The sequence below is a fragment of the Pseudomonas fluorescens genome (assembly GCF_002837185.1).
In the GTDB taxonomy this organism is placed as follows: domain Bacteria; phylum Pseudomonadota; class Gammaproteobacteria; order Pseudomonadales; family Pseudomonadaceae; genus Aquipseudomonas; species Aquipseudomonas fluorescens_AM.
Genome location: NZ_KZ477993.1, coordinates 48,908 through 67,744, shown reverse-complemented (window position 1 = coordinate 67,744; position 18,837 = coordinate 48,908). Strand labels below are relative to the sequence as shown.

Here is an 18,837-nt window from a genome sequence, read left to right as displayed (position 1 = left end):
GGGAGGGGCTTGCCCCCGATGAGGCCAGTACAGTCAGCACAAAAATCAGGTTTCAGCCCTGCCACTTCCCGCCTTCAACAATCACACTCTCAGGCTTGGTGTCATCGCTCAGCTCTTTACGCACATAGTGGTCATACAGCTTGAGCAAAAATTTCTCCTCACCCAACTTCGCCAACTCCGCATTCACCCAGTCGCGCAGTTCGATATTGCCCTTCTTCACCGCCGGGGCAATCGGTGCTTCATCACCGAGTTTCTGCTCCAGCACACGGTAGCCGGGGTTCTGCTTGGCCCAGCTGAACAGCACCAGGTTGTCCTGCGCGTAAGCATCGCCACGGCCGGCCGACAGCGCCTGCAGCGACTCGGAGTTTTTCTCGAACTTGAGCAGTTTCCAGTCCGGGTGGTTCTTGGTCAGCCAGATATCGGCGGTAGTGCCAGTGGTGACGATGGTGGTGCGGGTCGCCAAATCATCCAGGCTCTTTACCGCGCTGTCGTTCGGCACCAGGGCCTGTACCGCGACTTTCAGGTTGGGATTGGTGAAGTCCACCGCTTCCTTGCGCTCCGGCGTGACCGTCATGTTGGCGAGGATCAGGTCGACCTTGTCGCTCTGCAGGAACGGGATGCGGCTGGCGGGCTCCACGGCGACGAATTCGACTTTGTTTTCATCGCCCAACAGGTCCTTGGCAAATTGGCGGCCGAGGTCGGTATCGAAGCCGACGTAACGCCCGGCCTCATCCACAAAACCGAACGGCGGCTTGTCGGTGAAGACGCCGACGATCAGCTTGTCCCGCGCCTTGATTTTGTCGATGTAGCTGACAGCCGCAGGTTTGGTGGGCTCTTCGGCCTTTTTATCGCAGCCGGCCAGTAACGCGACGGCCAACAGTGGCAGCAGTAACTTTTTCATATCAGCTCCGGTTCCTTGCGCTTTTTGGGCAGTGTTGAAACAAAGGAGAACTTCTCCAGGAACTGCTGCGCGCGTGCGGTTTGCGGGTTCGTAAAGAATGCCTCGGGGGTGTTGTGTTCGAGGATGCGACCGGCCTCCATGAACACCACGCGGTCGGCGACGGCGCGGGCGAAGGCCATTTCGTGGGTGACAATCAGCAGGGTCATGCCATCGCGGGCCAGGCCCTGGATGACTTCCAGCACTTCCTTGACCATCTCCGGGTCGAGGGCGGCAGTGACTTCATCAAACAGCATGACCTGCGGGTTCATGCACAACGAACGGACGATGGCGATGCGTTGCTGCTGACCGCCGGAAAGCTGGCGTGGGAAGGCATCGCGCTTGTCGGCCAGGCCCACGCGTTCGAGCAATTTTTCAGCTTGCGCGCGGGCTTCACGCGGGTCGCGTTTTTGCACCTTGAGCGGGCCGAGCAGAATATTGTCGAGCACGCTCATGTGCGGGAACAGGTGGTAGCTCTGGAACACCATGCCAATGTCCTGGCGCACCTGGCGCCAGTCGGTGTGCTTGCCCAGAAGCTCAAGGCCGGCAAACCGCAAGCTGCCGCTGTGGGCGACTTCCAGCCCATTAAGGCAGCGCAGCAAGGTACTTTTGCCGCAACCGCTGGGGCCGAGGATCACCACCACTTCGCCGCTTTGCACACTCAGGTCGATACCCTTGAGCACCTGCGCCTGGCCGAAGAATTTGTTGAAACCCTGAAACTCGATCAATGCGCTCATGCTTGGGCCCAGCGCCGTTCCAGCACCTTGGAGGCGGCCGACAACGGGTAGCAGATAAAGAAGAAAAACAGGAACAGCGCGCCGTAGATCAATACCGACTCGTAGGTGCGCTCGATGATTTGCTGGCCGACCTTGATCACATCCACCACACCGATCAGCACCGCCAGCGAACTGGTCTTGATGATGCGCGTGTAGACGTTGATGGTCGGCGGCGTCATGCGTTTAAGGGCTTGGGGCAGCAGTACATAGCCGTACAACTGCGGGGCGGACAGCCCGATCGACAAGCCCGCTTCACGCTGGCCACGCGGCAGTGAATGCAATGCGCCACGCACCACTTCACCGACCTCACTGGCACCCCACAGCGACAACACCCATACCGCGCACCAGAAACTCGGCAGGCTCAAACCAAAGAAGATCGGCAGGCCGAAGAACAGCAGGTACAACCACACCAGCACCGGTATCGCCCGGAACAGCTCCAGGTACACCCGCAGCACAGCGTTGATCACCGTGTTGTTCAGAGTCCGCAGCACGCCATACAGCACGCCGCCGACCGTACTGAAGGCGATGCTCAAAAATGAAATCGACAGGGTTTGCGCAGCGCCCTTGCCCAGTTGCGGCAACGACACCCACAACAACTCAAGACCCGAACTGGCCATGCTGGAGCCTCCGTTCCAGGCGGCTGAGCAGCAGCGACAACGGCAGGAACAGCAGCACGCAAATCAGTGTCAGCACGGCGAGCATTTCGTAGGTCTTGTAGTAGAGCGCGATGTAGCTCTTGGTGGTGTAGAGAATCTCCGGCACCGCCACGGCGGAAACCACCGTGGTCTCCTTGAGCAGAAAGATGAAATTGGCGAACAACGCCGGCAGGCTGAGAATGCCGGCCTGGGGCAAAATCACATGGCGCAGCAGTTGCCAGTCGGACAGGCCGATGGACTTGCCCGACTCGATCTGCGCCTGCGGTACCGCCTCCACGCCGGCGCGCAGCACCTCGGTGAGATACGCGCCGCCGAGAAAGGTCATGGTGATGATCGCCGCCCAGAACCCGGAGATATTCACGCCCAGGGCCGGCAGCGCGAAGTACACGAAGAACAGTTGGATCAGCAGCGGCGTGTTACGCGCCAGCTCCACGTACAGAGCGACCAGCCGCGACAGAAAGGGTGTGCGAAACACCAGCAGCGCCGCATTGATCAGCGCCACCAGCATGGAGCTGGCAATCGCGATCAAGCCGACTTGCAGCGTCACCCCGACTGCCTTCAGAAACGCGGGCAAGGTGCTGAGGATAAAAGCCAAATCGAAGGTCATGTGAAGTCCATATCGCCGCATGGGTAATGCCGCGAGCGCAGTCCGTTCCGGCGTGGATAACGTCGGGTAGCGCGAACTTTAAAGGTATAAAAAGTAAACTTTAAATACCGAAATTACATATAGATATCACTCAAAAAGCTAACCTGTGGATTTCTGGTTCGCAGAGCACCCAATGTGGGAGGGGGCTTGCCCCCGATGGCGGAGTGTCAGTGACAGATATGCCGGCTGACACACCGCTATCGGGGGCAAGCCCCCTCCCACATTTCTGGTTGTGTTACAAATCTCCGGCACAAAAAAACGCCGACGCTGTAGTAGCCGTCGGCGTTGAAACCTTGAAGGGGGTGTTGGCTTACATCAGAACGCCGGCACCACCGCGCCGTTGTATTTCTTCTCGATGAAAGCTTTGACTTCCGGGCTGGTCAACGCCTTGGACAGCTTCTGGATAGCGTCGCTGTCCTTGTTGTCCGGGCGAGCAACCAGGAAGTTCACGTAGGGGGATTTGGCGTCTTCGATGATCAGCGCATCCTTGGCCGGGTTCAGGCCGGCTTCCAGTGCGTAGTTGGTATTGATCACGTCCAGGTCAACCTGGTCGAGTACGCGCGGCAGCAGAGCCGATTCCAGCTCTTTGAATTTGAGGTTTTTCGGGTTGTCCTTGATGTCCTTCGGCGTGGACAGCGCGTTGGTCGGATCTTTCAGGGTGATCAAACCGCTCTTCTGCAGCAGCAACAGGGCGCGGCCACTGTTGGAGCCTTCGTTCGGAATGGCCACGGTGGCGCCATCTTTGAGCTCGGAAATATTTTTGATTTTTTTCGAGTAACCACCGATAGGCTCGACGTGCACGCCGACCACCGTCACCAGGTTGGTGCCTTTACCTTTGTTGAAGTTTTCCAGGTACGGCAGGGTCTGGAAGTAGTTGGCGTCCAGGCGCTTCTCGGCCACTTGCACGTTCGGTTGTACGTAGTCGGTGAAGACTTTGATCTGCAGGTCCACGCCTTCCTTGGCCAGGGTTGGCTTGATCAGCTCGAGGATTTCGGCGTGGGGGATCGGGGTGGCGGCCACCACCAGTTTCTCGTTGGCCTGGGCGAAGCTGGCCGTCAGGGCAGCCGCCAGTGCGGTAAACAACAGAACCTTTTTCATGCAATGTCCTTCTAACGACCGTTTTTATGTGAGGTGCCAGCGAAGTGCTATCGCGGCGTGGGGTGGACAATACCTAGATTTTTTATTCCCGAACAATATCTTTTATTCACGTTGATATTCCATTTTGCTCATACAGGAATTTTCGCAGGGCCTCCTGTTCCGCGGGACTGGCGCTCGCGAAAATCCGCCGCACCTGCTCCAGCGGCGAACCGGCGCTGGGCAGGTTCAGATGCTCCGGCAGAATTTCATCGCCGCTGCTCACCAACAGCGCAAAGTGAATGACGTTTTCCAGCTCGCGGGTATTGCCCGGCCAGCTGTGGTGCTCCAGCACGCGCTGGGCGGCGTCGCTGATCAGCGGCACCGGCAGGTCCAGGCGCTGGCTGTAGATACCCAGGAAGTATTCGGCCAGGGACAGGATGTCGCCGACCCGCTCGCGCAGCGCCGGCAGGTCCAATTGACCTTCGCTCAAGTAATGGAACAGGCGCTCATGAAACTTGCCCGCCGCCACTGCCTGGGCCAGGTCGATACTGGTAGCTGCCACCAGGCGCACGTCCACCGGGCTTGGCTGCTGGGCACCGACACGGGTGACTTCGTGGTTTTCCAGGGCGGCGAGTAACTTGACCTGGATCGGCAACGGCAAATCGCCGATTTCATCCAGGTACAAGGTGCCGCCATTGGCCGAACCGAACCACCCGGCCCGGCTGCTCGCCGCGCCGCTGTGGCTGCCGGCGGCATAGCCGAACAATTCCGCATCGGCGTACGTCGGGCTGATCGCACCGCAGTTGACCGACACAAACAGGCCCGTGCGGTCACTGCCCCGGTGGATATGCCGCGCCAGCAGCTCCTTGCCGCTCCCCGTCTCGCCACGAATCAACACGGGCAACGCACGCGGTGCCAGGTTTTCCAGGTCCTCGCGCAGCTGCCGCGAACGTGGGTCGACGAACACCAACGCTTTGGCGCGGATGCTCAGCGGGCTCTTTTCGGCGTCGGGGAAGGTCAGCAACGGCTGGCCGTAGGTTTCATGCAGACTCATGGCAGGCTCCCGCCCCATCCACTCAAGGGACGGGGCGTTGAAATATTTTATGCGCGGCGTCGCGCGTGATGCTCAAGGCGGCTTTGCAGGCGATAGAGGTAGGCGAAGCCTTGCTCCCAGCGCTGGTGGCCGGACTTCACATTGATGTGCCCGGCGCCCGACAATATTCCGGCTTCGGCGCCCCAATGACGCGCCAGCTCCAATGCCCGTGGCGCACTGACGGCACTGTCGTTGTCGGAACTGACCACCTGGCTGGGAAACGGCAGCAGGTCGGTAGGAATCGGCGCAAAGTTGCGCAGGGCGGGGGCACAGGCCGGACGTTCGACATCCGCCGGCGCCACCAGCAACGCACCGCGTACCTGGCGCAGGAAATGCACAGGCGCAGTGGCCGCCCAGTGCGCCACGGTGATGCAACCCAGGCTGTGGGCGATCAGGATCACCGGCGTGCTGTCGGCGGCGATGGCCTCAGCCAACGCGGCCACCCAGTCTTCGCGGCGCGGGGTCAGCCAATCGTCCTGCTCCACGCGCGCACTGTTGGGCAGGCTGTTCTGCCAGTGACTTTGCCAATGTTCTTCTGGCGATCCTTGCCAGCCCGGCACGATCAGGTAACGAATCGACTCGCTGTGCATGGGTGTGCCCTCCTGCAGCGTTTAACGTTGCTGATCAGTATAGGGATGCGGTTTATATTCGTTAAGGAATAAGAAGCTATTTATTAATAACCAAAAAAAGATTCACGTGGTTAGCTGCTAGCTGCAAGTTAGAGGCAAAAAAAAGGCCGCACCCTGCCAAGGAGACGGCCTGAAAAACGGCATCGCGTTATGCGTTGCAAACAAACCTGCTTTTACTTGCAGCTTGAAACCTGCCGCTGCGCCCTACCGCGCCGTTATCACCGACAGCCTGGTAATCCCCGCGCGCTCGATAGACGCCATGGCGCGTGCCACTTCGCCGTAGTTCACGCCATCGTCAGCCTGCAGTTGCACCCGCACATCGGGGTCCTTGGCCTTGGCCGCCTGCAGGTTGAATTCCAGCAGGTCCGGCTGGATTTCGTCCTTGTTGATAAACAGCTTGCCGGCACCGTCGATGCTCACCACCAGCGGGTCTTTCTGCTCGACCGGCGCCACGGCCTCGGTCTTGGGCAGGTTGATCGGGATCGAGTTGGTCAGCAGCGGCGCGGTGACGATAAACACCACCAGCAACACCAGCATCACGTCCACCAGCGGCGTGACGTTGATCTCGCTCAGCACCTCATCACTGTCTTGCGTGGAAAAGGCCATCTCAGGACGCCTCCTTCACTTTCTGCGGGTTGCCGACGCTGGCTTTGTTCAGCGCCGGATGCAGCAGCACGCGGAAGGCGTTCTTTTGCGCCAGGCTGTAGAAGTCGTGGGCAAAGTCGTCAAGGTCGGCAGCCGTCAGCTTCAGGCGGCGCAGGAAATAGTTGTAGACCAGCACCGCCGGCACCGCGACGGCAATCCCCACCCCCGTCGCGACCAGTGCTGCACCGATGGGCCCCGCCACGGTTTCCAGGCTGGCTGAACCGGCGGCGCTGATGCCCTTGAGCGCCTCCATGATGCCCCACACGGTGCCGAACAGGCCGATAAACGGCGAGGTACTGCCGATACTGGCGACCACCGCCAAGCCGGTTTCCAGGGAGCGGCGCTCACGCACGATCTGCTGGCGCAAGGCGCGCTCGAGGCGGTCCTGATGATTGATCGCCTGGCTCAGGTCAGCCGCGTGCGGGGTATCGCCCACCTGGATCGCGGCATACCCGGCCTGGGCCACCCGTGCCGCCGCACCCGGCTGGGTGTCGGCCAACTCGGCGGCGGCGTCGAGGCTCGATGCGGCCCAGAACTGTTTGTGAAACTTGCGATCCTGGGCCTTGAGACGCCCGAACTGCACGCCCTTCAACAATGCCAAGCCCCAGGTGGCGACTGAAAAGACCACCAGCAACCAGATCACCGCGCTTTCGATGGATTCAAGTGGAGATGCCAAAGCCATGATGTTTTCCCTCTGTGCCGCTGAATAATTAATGAATCTTGAAATCGATCGGTACGCTGACCCAACCGTCCTGGGCCACCTCACCCTGCTTGGCCGGCACGAAGCTCCAACGCTTCACGGCGGCCAATGCGGCGTCATCGAGTTGCTGGCGACCGCTGCTTTTCTGGAGCTGGATCTCACCGGGTTTGCCGCTGGCCAATACGTGTACCCGCAGCAACACGGTGCCCTCCCAACCACGCCGCTGAGCCAGTGACGGGTATTGCGGCGCCGGATTCTTCAGGTACGCGGCGTTGGCCGAAGCAGGCGTCACCGGCGCCGGCGCGGGTGCAGCAACCGGTGCCGGGGGCGCCGGTACAGGCGGCGCGGGCGGCTGTTCGATGGCCTTGGGTGCTGGCTTGGGCTCAGGTTTTGGCAGCGGCTTGGGTTTGGGCTTGACCACCGGTTTGGGCGGCGCCGGCTTGGCGGCCAACTCATCCACCACCGGCGGCGGTGGCTCGAGCACCGGAGGTGGCGGCGGCACCGGCGGCGGTGGTTCAACCACCGGCGGCGCCGGCCGGGAAAACTCGATGGTCATCGGCGGAATTTCCGGCGGCACCACCGGCAGCACCGGGGTGGGCTTCTGGCTCACCCAGTAGATCACCGCGCCGTGCAAGGCCAGCACCAACAATCCCAACAGCACGCCTTCGCGCCGGCTGGAAAACCGCTTGGGGGTCTGCTGCAGGCGCAACTGCCCCAACGGCGCGCGGTGCGGCCGGCCAAGGTCGACCAACTCACCGCTCGGTGCCAGGCGCCCTTGCGCCTCGGAGGCACGGGCGGCGGTCTGGACATTGCCCATTGATTCACTCCCTACGGTCTTCAACCAAAAAACCGGCGGACCTGCGTGGCAGGCCGTCCAGGGTTGAATCATCGGGCTAGGCGCTTATCTCTTAAAGTATTCTTTAAAGTTATGCTTATGCTTAATTTGAATATACAAAACTGACTCATACGCCAAAGCCACAGTTTGCGCGGCCTGGCGCCGAGGTCGAATTTTCCAATGCTTTTCAGGCATGCAAAATATTCAGTAGAGGCATGGCCCAACGGGGCTGTTTGCGCACAAATCGAACAGTTCAGCCTGCAAACACTGCCCCGCCGCACTCAGGCCGGCGCGGGCATACAATGCCAGGCGCACGCCTTGCACCACGGGCAAACCGCTTTCTGCGCCCAACACCACATGCCCGGCCTGCACCACCCTCAGCGGCAACAGACTCACGCCCAACCCCGCCGCCACGGCCGAACACACGCTGGCCAGGCTTGCGCTGGAATAGCCGATACGCCAGCGCCAGCCGCCCACTTCAAGGTGGTGCAGCATTTCATTGCGGTACAGGCCGCCCACGGGAAACGCCACCAATGGCAACGGGTCGCGCCCCAGGCACGGCGTGCTGCGGCTGTCCACCCAGCACAGCGGCTCGGGCCACGAGGCCAGGCAGTCATCGCTGCTGCCCATCTGCTTGACCAGCAACACGTCGAACTCACCGCTGCGGTATTGGTGCTGCAACTCGGGGCCCAGGCCGCTGGTGACCTCCAGGCGCACCCGTGGATAGGCCAGCACAAACGCCGACAGCAGCGGCATCAACCGCTGCGCCGCAAAATCTTCCGGCACACCCAGGCGCAGCACCCCGTCACTTTGCTGGCTGATCATCACATCGGCGGCCTCTTCATGCAGCGCCAGGATGCGTCGCGCATAGGCCAGCAAGCGCTCGCCTTCGGCAGTGGCGACGACACGCCGTTGATCGCGGTCCAGCAATTGGCACGCCACGGCATCTTCCAGGCGGCGGATCTGCTGGCTGACGGTGGACTGGGTCAAATGCAGGCGCTCGGCGGCGCGGGTGAAGTTGCCGCAGTCCACCACGGCAACAAAGCTGCGCAGCAATACCGGATCGAACATGATCATTCTCTTTGCCACTGATAGGCATGGTTATATTTAATTTCAGAATACTCGGGACGCTGGCCATACTCACGCCTCTTTTACCGAGTGCACAGGCGCTGCATGACCCTCAATAAATCCTTTGCCGGCTGGGGCCTGCTCGTAGTGCTCGGCCTCAACCTGCGGCCGATCCTCAGTTCCATCAGCCCATTGCTCGGTGAAATCCGCCAGGCCACCGGCCTGAGCTTCCAGAGCAGCGCCCTGCTGACCAGCCTGCCGGTGATCTGCATGGGGTTGGTGGCGCTGGTGGGCGTGCGCGTGGAAGCGCGGCTCGGTGAACGACGCGGCATCGCCCTGGGCCTGGTGATGATTCTGCTGGCGTGCCTGGCGCGCTGGCTGATGGGCCAGGCGTCGGCGCTGCTGGTCACCGCGTTGCTCGGCGGCGCGGGCGTGGCGCTGATCCAGGCGCTGGTGCCGGCGATGATCAAGCGTGAGTTTCATCACCGCGTACCGGTGGCGATGGGCGTGTATTCGGCCTCACTGATGGCCGGCGGCGGGCTGGCCGCGCTGCTCAGCCCGGTGGTGGCGACGCACTTCCAGCAGTGGCAGGCCGGGTTGGGTGTGTGGCTGTTGCCGGCCCTTGGCGCCTTGTTGCTCTGGGCGTGGTTGCCGCTGGGCGCCGCGAGGAACCCACACGTCGCCCCCGCCTTCAAGGGTTTGCGCAACCGCCGCGCGTGGTTGCTTGCGCTGTATTTCGGCCTGGTCAACTGCGGCTATATGAGCATGGTCGCCTGGCTGCCCGCCTACTATCAGCAGCTCGGGTGGGGCGTGCTGCCCAGCGGCTCGCTGTTGGCGTTCATGACCATTTTCCAGGTGATCGCTGCGCTGCTGATGCCGGTGCTGGCGCAACGCGGCATCGACCGTCGCCCGCTGCTCGGCATCAGCCTGGTGGCGCAAACCCTCGGCTACCTCGGCCTGATCATCGCGCCGCAGGCCTTTCCCCACGTGTGGGTGGCCCTGTGCGGCTTCGGCCTGGGCGCGTGCTTCGCCCTGAGCCTGCTGCTGACCCTCGACCATCACCGCGACCCGCGCCAGGCCGGGCAACTTGCCGCCTTTGTCCAGGGCGTGGGCTTTTTGATCAACGCCGTTTCGCCCTGGCTGACCGGTTGGCTGCGCGAACTGACCGGCAACTTTGTCAGCGCCTGGATCGTGCTGACACTGACCGTGCTGGCCATGCTGCTGGTGACGCGGGTGTTCAGCCCGGCCACCTACCGCAGCGGGCTAGAAGTCGTAGCGCCCGGTCACGCCTAGGGTACGCGGGGCGCCCAGCAGGCCTTCGTATCCGCCGTTGCCGCCGGTCCACAGGGTGGTGTAGTAGGTTTTGTCGAAGGCGTTTTTCAGCCACAGCGACACGTCCCACTGGCCCTGTTGGTAATTGCCGCGCAGGCCGGTGGAGAGGTTGACCAGCGCATAGGCCGGGATCTGCCCGTAGTCGGAGTCCTCCACGGTGCCCACTGCCTTGGAGCGGAAGGCATAACTGGCGGTGACGTAGGGTTCAAAGCCATTATCCAGGTTCCACTTGTACTCGCCGTTGGCGTTGGCGATCCATTTCGACGCGCCCACCACCTGGTGGCCGGTGAGGTCGCAGGACGTCGGTGCGCCGGGGCGCAGGCTGACTTCCGGCGGGCATGGCGCGTCCTTGTAAGACAGGTAACTCACATCGTTGAAGGAGCCGTTGAGGTTCAGCGTCAGGCCCTTGATCGGCACCAGCGTACTTTCCACTTCCACCCCCCGCGAGCGCACGGAGCCGGCGTTGGTGAGGTACTGCACACGGTTGTCCTGGTCGTAGGCGTTGGTCTGGTAGCCATTGACCTGGGTCCAGAACAGGTTGGCATTGAGCTGCAGGCGGCGATCCCACAACGTGCTCTTGAAACCCAACTCGGCGTTGTTGGCGCGCTCGGTGCCGATCAACAGCGAGTCGGCCCCCGCCGTCGGCGCCGAGCCCACCGCCAGGTTGACGCCGCCGGACTTCTCGCCGTGGGACAGCGTGGCGTAGCCCAGCAGGTTGTCATTGAAGTGATAACTGAGGTTGAGCAGCCCCGACGGGGTGGCGCTGTACTGCGTCAGGTCACCCGAGTCATACGCCCCGGTACGCCCGCGTCGCGCCGTGGCTGCGGCGCCGCTGACCGCAGCGCCGCCAAGCGGCGCATTGCGTGTTACCCAGGCACTTTTTTCTTCATAGGTGCCGCGCAGGCCGGCGGTGAAATCCAGGCGTTCGGTCAGGTGCCAGGTGCCTTGGGCGAACAGCGCAAAACTGTCGGTGCGGATATGCCCGTTGCCGATGCTGCTCACGTTGCTCAACGCGCCGCTCGGCGTGCCGTTCCAGATGTCGGCCTGGGGGCCGTAATAGGCGAAGGACTTGTTATCCAGGTCAGAGCCGAAGTAGTAGGCGCCGAGCACGTAATCGAAAAACCCGCCCTGGGGTGAAGCCAGGCGAAATTCCTGGGACCACTGCTTGTCCTCCACCGATACGCCGGCGTTATACGAGGCCGGCACGTTAAGACCGTCATCGTTGCGCGGGGTGAAATTCCACCAGCGATAGGCACTGACCGACGTCAGGGTGAAATCGCTCGGCAAGGTCCAGTTGGCCTCCAGCGAGGTGCCGCCCTGAAACACGGTGACGTGCTGGTCGTTGTCCAGGTTGACCTTGCGGTGGGTGCCATCGACCAGGGTCGCACCCGCGGCGTTGGCCCGGGACTGATAGAGGTTGGTGCCGTTGATGGTCGGCCCGGTGCTGTAGAGCACGCGCGTACCGGCGCTGGAGTCCTCCTCGTTGTAGTCGCCGATCCAGCGCAGGTTGAAGGCCTCATTGGGCTTGTACAGCAGTTGCCCGCGAAAGCCCTGGCGCGAACCGCCATTGAGGTCGTGGCCGTCATGTTCATTCTTGATGTCGCCGTCGCTGCGCGTGCGATAGGCGGAAAAACGCCCGGCCAATTCATCGGTAAGCGGCCCGGAAATCGTGCCCTTGGTCTGGAAATAACCGTCCTCGCCCAACGAGGTTTCGATGCTGCGCTCCGGGGTGAAACTCGGCGCGCGGGTGCTGATATTGATCACCCCCGCCGTGGTGTTCTTGCCGAACAGGGTGCCCTGCGGGCCGCGCAATACCTCAAGCTGCTCGATGTCCATCAGGTCGAACACCGCCATGCCGGGGCGCCCGAGGTAGACGTTGTCGATATACAACCCCACGCTGCCCTCCAGGCCGTCGCTGGCCGGGTTGTTGCCCAGGCCGCGAATCGACACGCTGGACTGGCGCGCATGCATATAGGCGACGTTGACGCTGGGCACCAGCTGCTGCAGGTCCTGAATGCGATACACCCGCTGGCTCTCCAGCGCCTGGCCGCCGACCACGCTCATGGGCGTCGGTACCGCCTGGGCGCTCTCGGTGCGCCGCCGCGCGGTGACCGTGACGGTTTCCAACTGGCCACTGGCGCTCTCGCCTGCCGGAGCCGGCTCGGCAGCATGACTGGGGGTCCAACTGGCACTGCCCGCCAGCAGCATCGCCAGGGGCAGGCGCTTGAAGGGTACAACGGGCTTGAACAGACTCATGGGCGGCTCCGGAACCCAGGAATATCCAGCAAGGCATATTCCTTAAGGTTATTTATTTATGGTTTTAAGAACATTTACTGCATAAGAGATAGCCTTTATAAGGAGTCGACCTAATGCATAGCCAATGCATTTCCCGGATATTTTTGATGTGAAAAATGCATATCGACCTGCGCCAACTTCGCCACTTCATCGCCCTCGCCGAACAGCGCAGTTTCGTCGCGGCGGCGTTGACGGTGAACCTGTCGCAATCGGCCTTCAGCCGCAGCATCCAGGCGCTGGAACACAGCACCGGCTGCCAGTTGGTCGACCGTGGGCGCAAGGACCTGGCGCCGACCAAACAAGGCCAGGTGCTGCTCGAACATGCCCGGCGCCTGGTCAGCGGCGCGCAGCAACTGGCCAATGAGATCAGCCAGTTCAACGGCCTGGAGGCCGGCGAGTTGCGCTTCGGTTGCGGCCCGGCGCCGGCCGGTGGCTTGATCCCCCGCGCCATCGGCAGTTTTATCGGGCGCTACCCCAAGGCACGCGTACAGTTCCAGGTGGACGACTGGGAAAGCCTGAGCAAACGCCTGCTCAGTGAAGAGTTCGAGTTTTTCGTCGCCGACACCCGCCACTTCGAAGCCAACCCCGACTACCACACCCACCGCCTGCGCCCGCGCCGCTGGTATTTCTGCTGCCGCATCGGGCACCCCCTCGCCACCCACGACAGCGTCAGCCCCGCCGAACTGATGAGCTACCCCCTGGCCGTGACCATTCGCCCGCCGAACCTGCGCAAAGTCATCGTCGACCTCAGCGGCCGACCGGATTACCAGCCCAACGTCGAATGCGAAAACGGCTACAGCCTGCTGGGCGTGGTACTGCGTTCGGACGCCATCGGCATCGTCAGCGCCAACAGCGACGTGCTGCACATGGCCCGGGGCGAGTTGGTGTGTTTGAAGATCGAAGGACTGGATGAAAATCTGGAGGAGCGCTACACCCGCTACGGGATTGTCAGCCGTGCGGGGTATCGGCTGTCGCCGTTGGCGGAGGCGATGATTGAGCAGATCAAGGAAGTAGATGAGTTGGATGAAGATATTTGTACGCTTGAGAATATCGCGGTCTGAACCGGCGCCATCGGGGGCAAGCCCCCTCCCACATTTGGAAGGCATTTGAAGTGTGGGAGGGGGCTTGCCCCCGATGGCAACACCCATGCATTCACTGCATGAAACCCAGTCCCCAAATGCACTTGCCAGCGCCCCACCCAAACAGCGAAAAAACCTCACCTATCTTCCATCCGGTGAGCCTCCATGTCCCAACCCCAACCCGTACGCAACGTGCTCTACATCATGTGCGACCAACTGCGCCGCGATTACCTGTCGTGCTACGGCCACGCCCACTTGCACACCCCGAATATCGACCGCCTCGCCGCAGCCGGCGTGCGTTTCAGCCGCGCCTACACCCAGGGCACCATCTGCGGCCCGTCGCGGATGTCGGCCTACACCGGGCGCTATGTCAGCAGCCATCAGGTGGCGTGGAACGCCGTACCGCTGCCCCTGGAAGAGCTGACCATCGGCGACTACCTGCGTCCCCACGGCATCCGCACCGCGCTGGTGGGCAAGACCCACGCCACGCCAAACCTGGACGCCCTGCAGCGCTTGAATATCGACCCTGAAAGCGCCCAGGCCGAGGCGCTGAACGAAGTGGGCTTCGACACCTATTTCCGTCACGACGGCATCTACCCCGACAGCCCGCTGTTCGAGGACAAACGCGAGTCCGCGCCCTACACCCATTACCTGCGCGAGCAGGGCTACAGCGGCAGCAACCCGTGGCATGAATGGGCCAATGCCGCGCAAGGTGAAAACGGCGAAGTGCTCAGCGGCTGGCACATGCGCAACGCCGGGTTGCCGGCGCGGGTTGCCGAGCAGCACTCGGAAACCGTCTACACCACCGACCGCGCCATCGACTTTATCCAGGAGCAGGCCGAACAACCCTGGTGCCTGCACCTGTCCTACATCAAGCCGCACTGGCCCTATATCGCCCCGGCGCCGTACCACGCGCTGTATGGCGCCGAGCATATCCAGGCGCCGATTCAACCGGCGCACACCAGCGATCACCCGGTGTACCAGGCGTTTCGTCAACACCAGGAGAGCCTGAACTTCTCCCGCGACGAGGTGCGGCTCACGGTGATTCCAACCTACATGGGGCTGATCAAACAGATCGACGACCAGCTCGGGCGGCTGTTCGATTTCCTGCAAAGCAACGGGCGCTGGAATGACACGCTGATTGTGTTCACCAGCGACCACGGCGACTTCCTCGGCGACCACTTCCTCGGTGAAAAGGAATTCCTGCTCGAACCTGCCGTGGGCATTCCCCTGATCGTGCGCGACCCGCGTGCCAGTGCCGATATCAGCCGTGGCTCGGTGGATGCGCGCCTGGTAGAGACCATCGACGCACTGCCGACCTTCCTCGACGCCCTGGGCCTGCCCGCCGCCGAGCACCGCCTGGAAGGCCGCTCGCTGATCCCGCTGCTGCACGGTGAACCGACGCCTTGGCGTGACTATGCGATTGCCGAGTACGACTACGCCTTCCAGGCCCCCGCCCGCGAGCGCCTGGGCCAGCCGATCGACCGTTGCCGCATGACCATGGTGCGCAGCGAGCGCTGGAAATACCTGGCGTATGATGGCTTCCGCCCGCAGCTGTTCGACCTGCACAACGACCCGCAGGAAGTACACGACCTGGGCGCCGACCCGGCCTATGCCGACGTGCGCGAGGTGCACCTGGGTTATCTGTTCGACTGGCTGCGCGGGTTGAAGCGGCGAACCACCATCAGCCACACCGAGATCGAAGTGCGTGGCCAGTGGTTTCGCTACGGTGAGCCGGAGGCGGAGAAGGTGGTGCAGATCGGCGTCTGGTAGACGATGCAAATCACTGTGGGAGGGGCTTGCCCCCGATGGCGGTGTGTCAGCCACCGAAAGGTTGACTGACACTCAGCTATCGGGGGCAAGCCCCCTCCCACATTTGGATTTGTGTTTGCTTAGCGGCCTTTGGTGGTTTTGCTGGATTGTCCGTGCACACCCACCGGCACATCGCCCTTGAGCGTCACCCGGCGCACGATACGCTCCTGGGTGCCGTAGTCGTCCACCGCGTAATGCTGGGTGGCGCGGTTGTCCCAGATCGCTACGTCGCCGCTGTTCCAGCGCCAGCGCACGGTGTTTTCCAGGCGGGTGACGTGGCTTTGCAACAGGTTGAACAGTTGCGTCGAGTCGGCCTGGGAATAGCCTTTGAGGCGCTTGACGAAGTGCCCCAGCAGCAGGGTTTTCTCACCGCTGACCGGGTGCACGCGCACCACCGGATGCTCGGTTTCATACACCGTCGAGGTGAACACCTTGCGGTACTCCTCGAGCCGTTCCACCGCCACATCCGGCTTGAGCGCGGCGTAGTCGTATTCGTTGCTGTGGATGGCCCAGAGGTTATCCGCCAGGGCGCGCAGCTCGACGCTGAGGTCGTTGTAGGCCGCCGAGGTGTTGGCCCACACGGTGTCGCCACCGGATGCGGGCGCCAGCACCGAACGCAGGATCGAAGCTTTGGGGTAGGCATCGACGAAGGTCACGTCGGTGTGCCAGGAGTTGGCGCGCTGGCCGCGCGTGCCGTCCAGCTCCATCAGGAAACGCGTGCCGTCACGCACCGGCACGGTCGGGTGGGCAATCGGTTCGCCGAGCAGGTGGGCAAAGGCTTCCTGGCTCTGGTCGTCGAGGTGGGACTGTTCGCGAAAGAAGATCACCTTGTACTGCACCAGCGCTTGCTGGATGGCGTCGACAGTGGCGGCATCGAGATGACCCGACAGCTTGATGCCACGGATCTCGGCGCCGATGCGGCCGGCAACCGGATGAATGTCCAGTGCCTGGGCGATGGGTTGAACAGCTAATGCGGCGTTGCTCATTGTGGTGACCCTCATGTGCCTGCGGATGGTGGAACGCTCGCCGGCAACGCTCTATTCATATGCATTTTAGATCTAGCAAATGAACTAATGCTTCGTTGACGGAATAAGAGCTTGCATTTAAAACCTCAGCTCCGTCGCTCGCAAATGCCTTCGACCTATTTTTCAAATGCCGGGAATGCATATGGATCTGCGTCAACTGCGCTACCTCATTGCCCTCAACGAACACCGCAGTTTCGTACGCGCGGCGGACGCCATGGGCATCACTCAACCGGCGTTCAGCCGCAGTATCCAGGGGCTGGAACAGGAGTTCGGCTGCGTGCTGGTCGACCGTGGCCACAAGGACCTGCGCCCCACACCCGAAGGCCAGGTGGTGTTGCAACACGCCCTGAGCCTGGTGCACGGCGCCGCCTTGCTGAGCAGTGAAGTCACGCGCATGACCAAACTCGATGCCGGCGACCTGCGCTTCGGCTGCGGCCCGGCGCCGGCGGTGAAACTGGTGCCGGATGCGGTGGCGCGGTTTATCGGCGCGCACCCGAAAATCCGCACCGGTTTCCAGGTGGATAACTGGGAAAAACTCAGCCGCGCCCTGAGCCGCGAGGAGATCGAATTCTTCATTGCCGACATCCGCCAGTTCGAAGCCGACCCGAACTTCCAGACCCGTGCGCTGACCGCCAAACGCGGCGTGTTTTTCTGCCGCCCGGGGCACCCGCTGCTGGCCAAGGACAGCCTGTCGACCAATGACATGTTCGACTACCCGCTGGCGGCGCCGCTGATCTCCCAGGGCATTCGCAAACTGCTGGCAAACCTGAGCGGGCGCATGGATTTTTCGCCGAGCATCCAGACCGAACACTTCCCGGCGCTGGTGAAAATCGTGCTGCAGTCCAACGCCATCGGCGTGGGCACCGAGGAAGCGTTCGCCGAGGACATCGCCAGCGGCGCGCTGGTGCTGCTGCACTGGCGCAATCTGCCGCAGAACATGGAGACCCTGAGTGCGCGGTGCGGAATCGTCAGCCGCACGGGGGCGCGGTTGTCGCCGGCGGCTAAAGCGATGATTGAGGTGTTGGTGGAGGTCGACAGGCAGGAGGTGAGTGTGGCGGTCTGAACGGCCTCATCGGGGGCAAGCCCCCTCCCACATTTGAACTGTGAATACCTTCAAAGTGTGGGAGGGGGCTTGCCCCCGATAGCTATAGCCCAGGCACCACCAGACTCAAAGCCCCGCCGCCGCCAACCCAGGCGCCACCCAATCACTCACCTGAAACGAGCGGCGAATCAACTTCTCCCTGGAAGCCAGATCCACCGCATCCTGCAATTTGCCCAGGAACACCGGGTCCAGCGTCGCCGGGAAAATCTGGCTGAGCTGCTGGTCCTTCAAATCATTGCTCAGGATCACTGGCGGATAACTGGCCAGCCCCGACACCAGCTCGATGTAGGCCTGTTTGTTGTTGTCATCGGTCAACCATTGCACCGCCTGCTGCTGGGCCTTGAGCAACTTGGCCACCGCGTCGGGATGCCCGTCGACAAACTGTTTGCTACCCACCAATACCGCCTGGATGCTGCCGGCGCCGTTCAGGTCCTTGGTGGTCAGGGCGATCTCGGCCAGCCCCTTGGCTTGCAGCGCCGTGAGGTTGGAGCCGCCCCAGGTCGCGTCGATCTGCTTGGCGGCCAACGCCGCACCGGCAGCGTTGTAATCCAGGTTGATGACTTTCAGGTCCTTTTCACTCAGGCCCTGGCTGGCCAATGCGCTGTCGAATGACAATTGGCTGGCCGTGCCGCGAAACACCGCGACGCGCTTGCCCTTGAGGTCGTGCAGGGTCTTGATGCCCGAGCCCGGCACCACGCCCAGGTACTGCTTGATGTCACGCGCGGTAGCGCTGAGCAGGCGGGTATCCAGCCCATTGGAACGGCCGATGATGGCCGCCAGGTCGCCGAGATAAGCGAGGTCCACCTGGCCATTGGCGAAGGCTTCATTGATCACCGGGCCCGCGCCCTTGAAGTAATTCCATTGAATCGTGATGCCCTGGTCGGCAAAGGCCTTTTCGAAGATCTGCTGTTGGCGCAATACATCGGTGATGCCGCCGCCGCTGTGTTGGCTCCCGGCGCTGAGGTCTGGCACGGCAATGCGGATTTCCTTGAGCTCGGCGGCCTGCACCAGACCCGCCAGCGCGGTAGCGGCGAACAGCGTGATCAGACGTTTGAAGGGCAGTTTCATAAGGGCAGCTCCTGGTGGGCGACGGTCGCCTGGGGAGCTGAAAGTAGACATAGGCAGATAGA

At 62.3% G+C, this 18,837-nt stretch carries 18 protein-coding genes; 4 read left to right on the top strand and 14 right to left on the bottom strand.

Going from position 1 to position 18,837, the window contains the following annotated elements; translation table 11 throughout:
* Positions 1 to 52: 52 nt before the first annotated feature.
* The 11 genes from CIB54_RS10930 to CIB54_RS10880 form a co-directional block, all read right to left on the bottom strand.
* Positions 53 to 901 carry a transporter substrate-binding domain-containing protein gene (locus CIB54_RS10930; RefSeq protein ID WP_065950003.1) on the bottom strand — a complete coding sequence of 283 codons (849 nt, stop codon included), beginning with the start codon at positions 899 to 901 and terminating at the stop codon, positions 53 to 55.
* Positions 898 to 1,674, bottom strand: coding sequence for an amino acid ABC transporter ATP-binding protein (locus tag CIB54_RS10925; protein WP_065950002.1), 777 nt, complete (start codon positions 1,672 to 1,674; stop codon positions 898 to 900). Before CIB54_RS10925 ends, CIB54_RS10930 begins: the two co-directional genes overlap by 4 nt.
* Positions 1,671 to 2,330 (bottom strand): amino acid ABC transporter permease, encoded by a 660-nt coding sequence (locus CIB54_RS10920; protein WP_065950001.1) that lies wholly within the window; start codon positions 2,328 to 2,330, stop codon positions 1,671 to 1,673. Before CIB54_RS10920 ends, CIB54_RS10925 begins: the two co-directional genes overlap by 4 nt.
* Positions 2,311 to 2,976: an amino acid ABC transporter permease gene (locus CIB54_RS10915; protein WP_101219773.1), complete on the bottom strand. Its 666-nt coding sequence runs from the start codon at positions 2,974 to 2,976 to the stop codon at positions 2,311 to 2,313. Before CIB54_RS10915 ends, CIB54_RS10920 begins: the two co-directional genes overlap by 20 nt.
* Positions 2,977 to 3,330: 354 nt before the next feature.
* A complete protein-coding gene (locus CIB54_RS10910; RefSeq protein WP_065949999.1) occupies positions 3,331 to 4,113 on the bottom strand; it encodes a MetQ/NlpA family ABC transporter substrate-binding protein in 783 nt (260 codons plus the stop codon).
* A 106-nt stretch (positions 4,114 to 4,219) separates the two neighbouring features.
* Positions 4,220 to 5,146 (bottom strand): sigma 54-interacting transcriptional regulator, encoded by a 927-nt coding sequence (locus CIB54_RS10905; protein WP_065949998.1) that lies wholly within the window; start codon positions 5,144 to 5,146, stop codon positions 4,220 to 4,222.
* Positions 5,147 to 5,193: 47 nt separating this feature from the next.
* Positions 5,194 to 5,775, bottom strand: coding sequence for an alpha/beta hydrolase (locus CIB54_RS10900; protein ID WP_101219772.1), 582 nt, complete (start codon positions 5,773 to 5,775; stop codon positions 5,194 to 5,196).
* A gap of 243 nt (positions 5,776 to 6,018) precedes the next feature.
* Positions 6,019 to 6,420, bottom strand: coding sequence for an ExbD/TolR family protein (locus CIB54_RS10895; RefSeq protein WP_065949996.1), 402 nt, complete (start codon positions 6,418 to 6,420; stop codon positions 6,019 to 6,021).
* Position 6,421: 1 nt separating this feature from the next.
* Positions 6,422 to 7,141: a MotA/TolQ/ExbB proton channel family protein gene (locus CIB54_RS10890; RefSeq protein ID WP_065949995.1), complete on the bottom strand. Its 720-nt coding sequence runs from the start codon at positions 7,139 to 7,141 to the stop codon at positions 6,422 to 6,424.
* 28 nt (positions 7,142 to 7,169) lie between these two features.
* The gene (locus tag CIB54_RS10885) at positions 7,170 to 7,976 is read right to left on the bottom strand and encodes an energy transducer TonB (RefSeq protein WP_101219771.1); all 807 of its coding nucleotides are present in this window, start codon (positions 7,974 to 7,976) and stop codon (positions 7,170 to 7,172) included.
* Positions 7,977 to 8,198: 222 nt separating this feature from the next.
* Positions 8,199 to 9,065, bottom strand: a complete 867-nt coding sequence (locus tag CIB54_RS10880) for a LysR family transcriptional regulator (RefSeq protein WP_101219770.1) — start codon at positions 9,063 to 9,065, stop codon at positions 8,199 to 8,201.
* A gap of 102 nt (positions 9,066 to 9,167) precedes the next feature.
* On the opposite strand from CIB54_RS10880, the gene CIB54_RS10875 reads away from it, so the two are divergent.
* Positions 9,168 to 10,355: a CynX/NimT family MFS transporter gene (locus CIB54_RS10875; RefSeq protein ID WP_065949992.1), complete on the top strand. Its 1,188-nt coding sequence runs from the start codon at positions 9,168 to 9,170 to the stop codon at positions 10,353 to 10,355.
* Here CIB54_RS10875 and CIB54_RS10870 read toward each other — a convergent pair.
* Positions 10,326 to 12,650, bottom strand: a complete 2,325-nt coding sequence (locus tag CIB54_RS10870; RefSeq protein ID WP_065893825.1) for a TonB-dependent receptor — start codon at positions 12,648 to 12,650, stop codon at positions 10,326 to 10,328. The genes CIB54_RS10875 and CIB54_RS10870 overlap by 30 nt on opposite strands.
* Positions 12,651 to 12,805: 155 nt before the next feature.
* On the opposite strand from CIB54_RS10870, the gene CIB54_RS10865 reads away from it, so the two are divergent.
* Positions 12,806 to 13,750, top strand: a complete 945-nt coding sequence (locus CIB54_RS10865) for a LysR family transcriptional regulator (protein WP_101219769.1) — start codon at positions 12,806 to 12,808, stop codon at positions 13,748 to 13,750.
* A 183-nt stretch (positions 13,751 to 13,933) separates the two neighbouring features.
* The gene (locus CIB54_RS10860) at positions 13,934 to 15,541 is read left to right on the top strand and encodes an alkaline phosphatase family protein (RefSeq protein ID WP_101219768.1); all 1,608 of its coding nucleotides are present in this window, start codon (positions 13,934 to 13,936) and stop codon (positions 15,539 to 15,541) included.
* Positions 15,542 to 15,660: 119 nt separating this feature from the next.
* Here the strand turns inward: CIB54_RS10860 and CIB54_RS10855 are convergent, their stop codons facing one another.
* On the bottom strand, positions 15,661 to 16,566 hold the full coding sequence (locus CIB54_RS10855; RefSeq protein WP_065884684.1) for a TauD/TfdA dioxygenase family protein: 906 nt from the start codon (positions 16,564 to 16,566) through the stop codon (positions 15,661 to 15,663).
* 181 nt (positions 16,567 to 16,747) lie between these two features.
* Between CIB54_RS10855 and CIB54_RS10850 the strand changes: the two genes are divergently transcribed.
* A complete protein-coding gene (locus tag CIB54_RS10850) occupies positions 16,748 to 17,668 on the top strand; it encodes a LysR family transcriptional regulator (RefSeq protein ID WP_101219767.1) in 921 nt (306 codons plus the stop codon).
* A gap of 105 nt (positions 17,669 to 17,773) precedes the next feature.
* Here CIB54_RS10850 and CIB54_RS10845 read toward each other — a convergent pair whose 3' ends face one another.
* A complete protein-coding gene (locus tag CIB54_RS10845) occupies positions 17,774 to 18,775 on the bottom strand; it encodes an ABC transporter substrate-binding protein (protein ID WP_065884686.1) in 1,002 nt (333 codons plus the stop codon).
* Positions 18,776 to 18,837 lie beyond the last annotated feature (62 nt).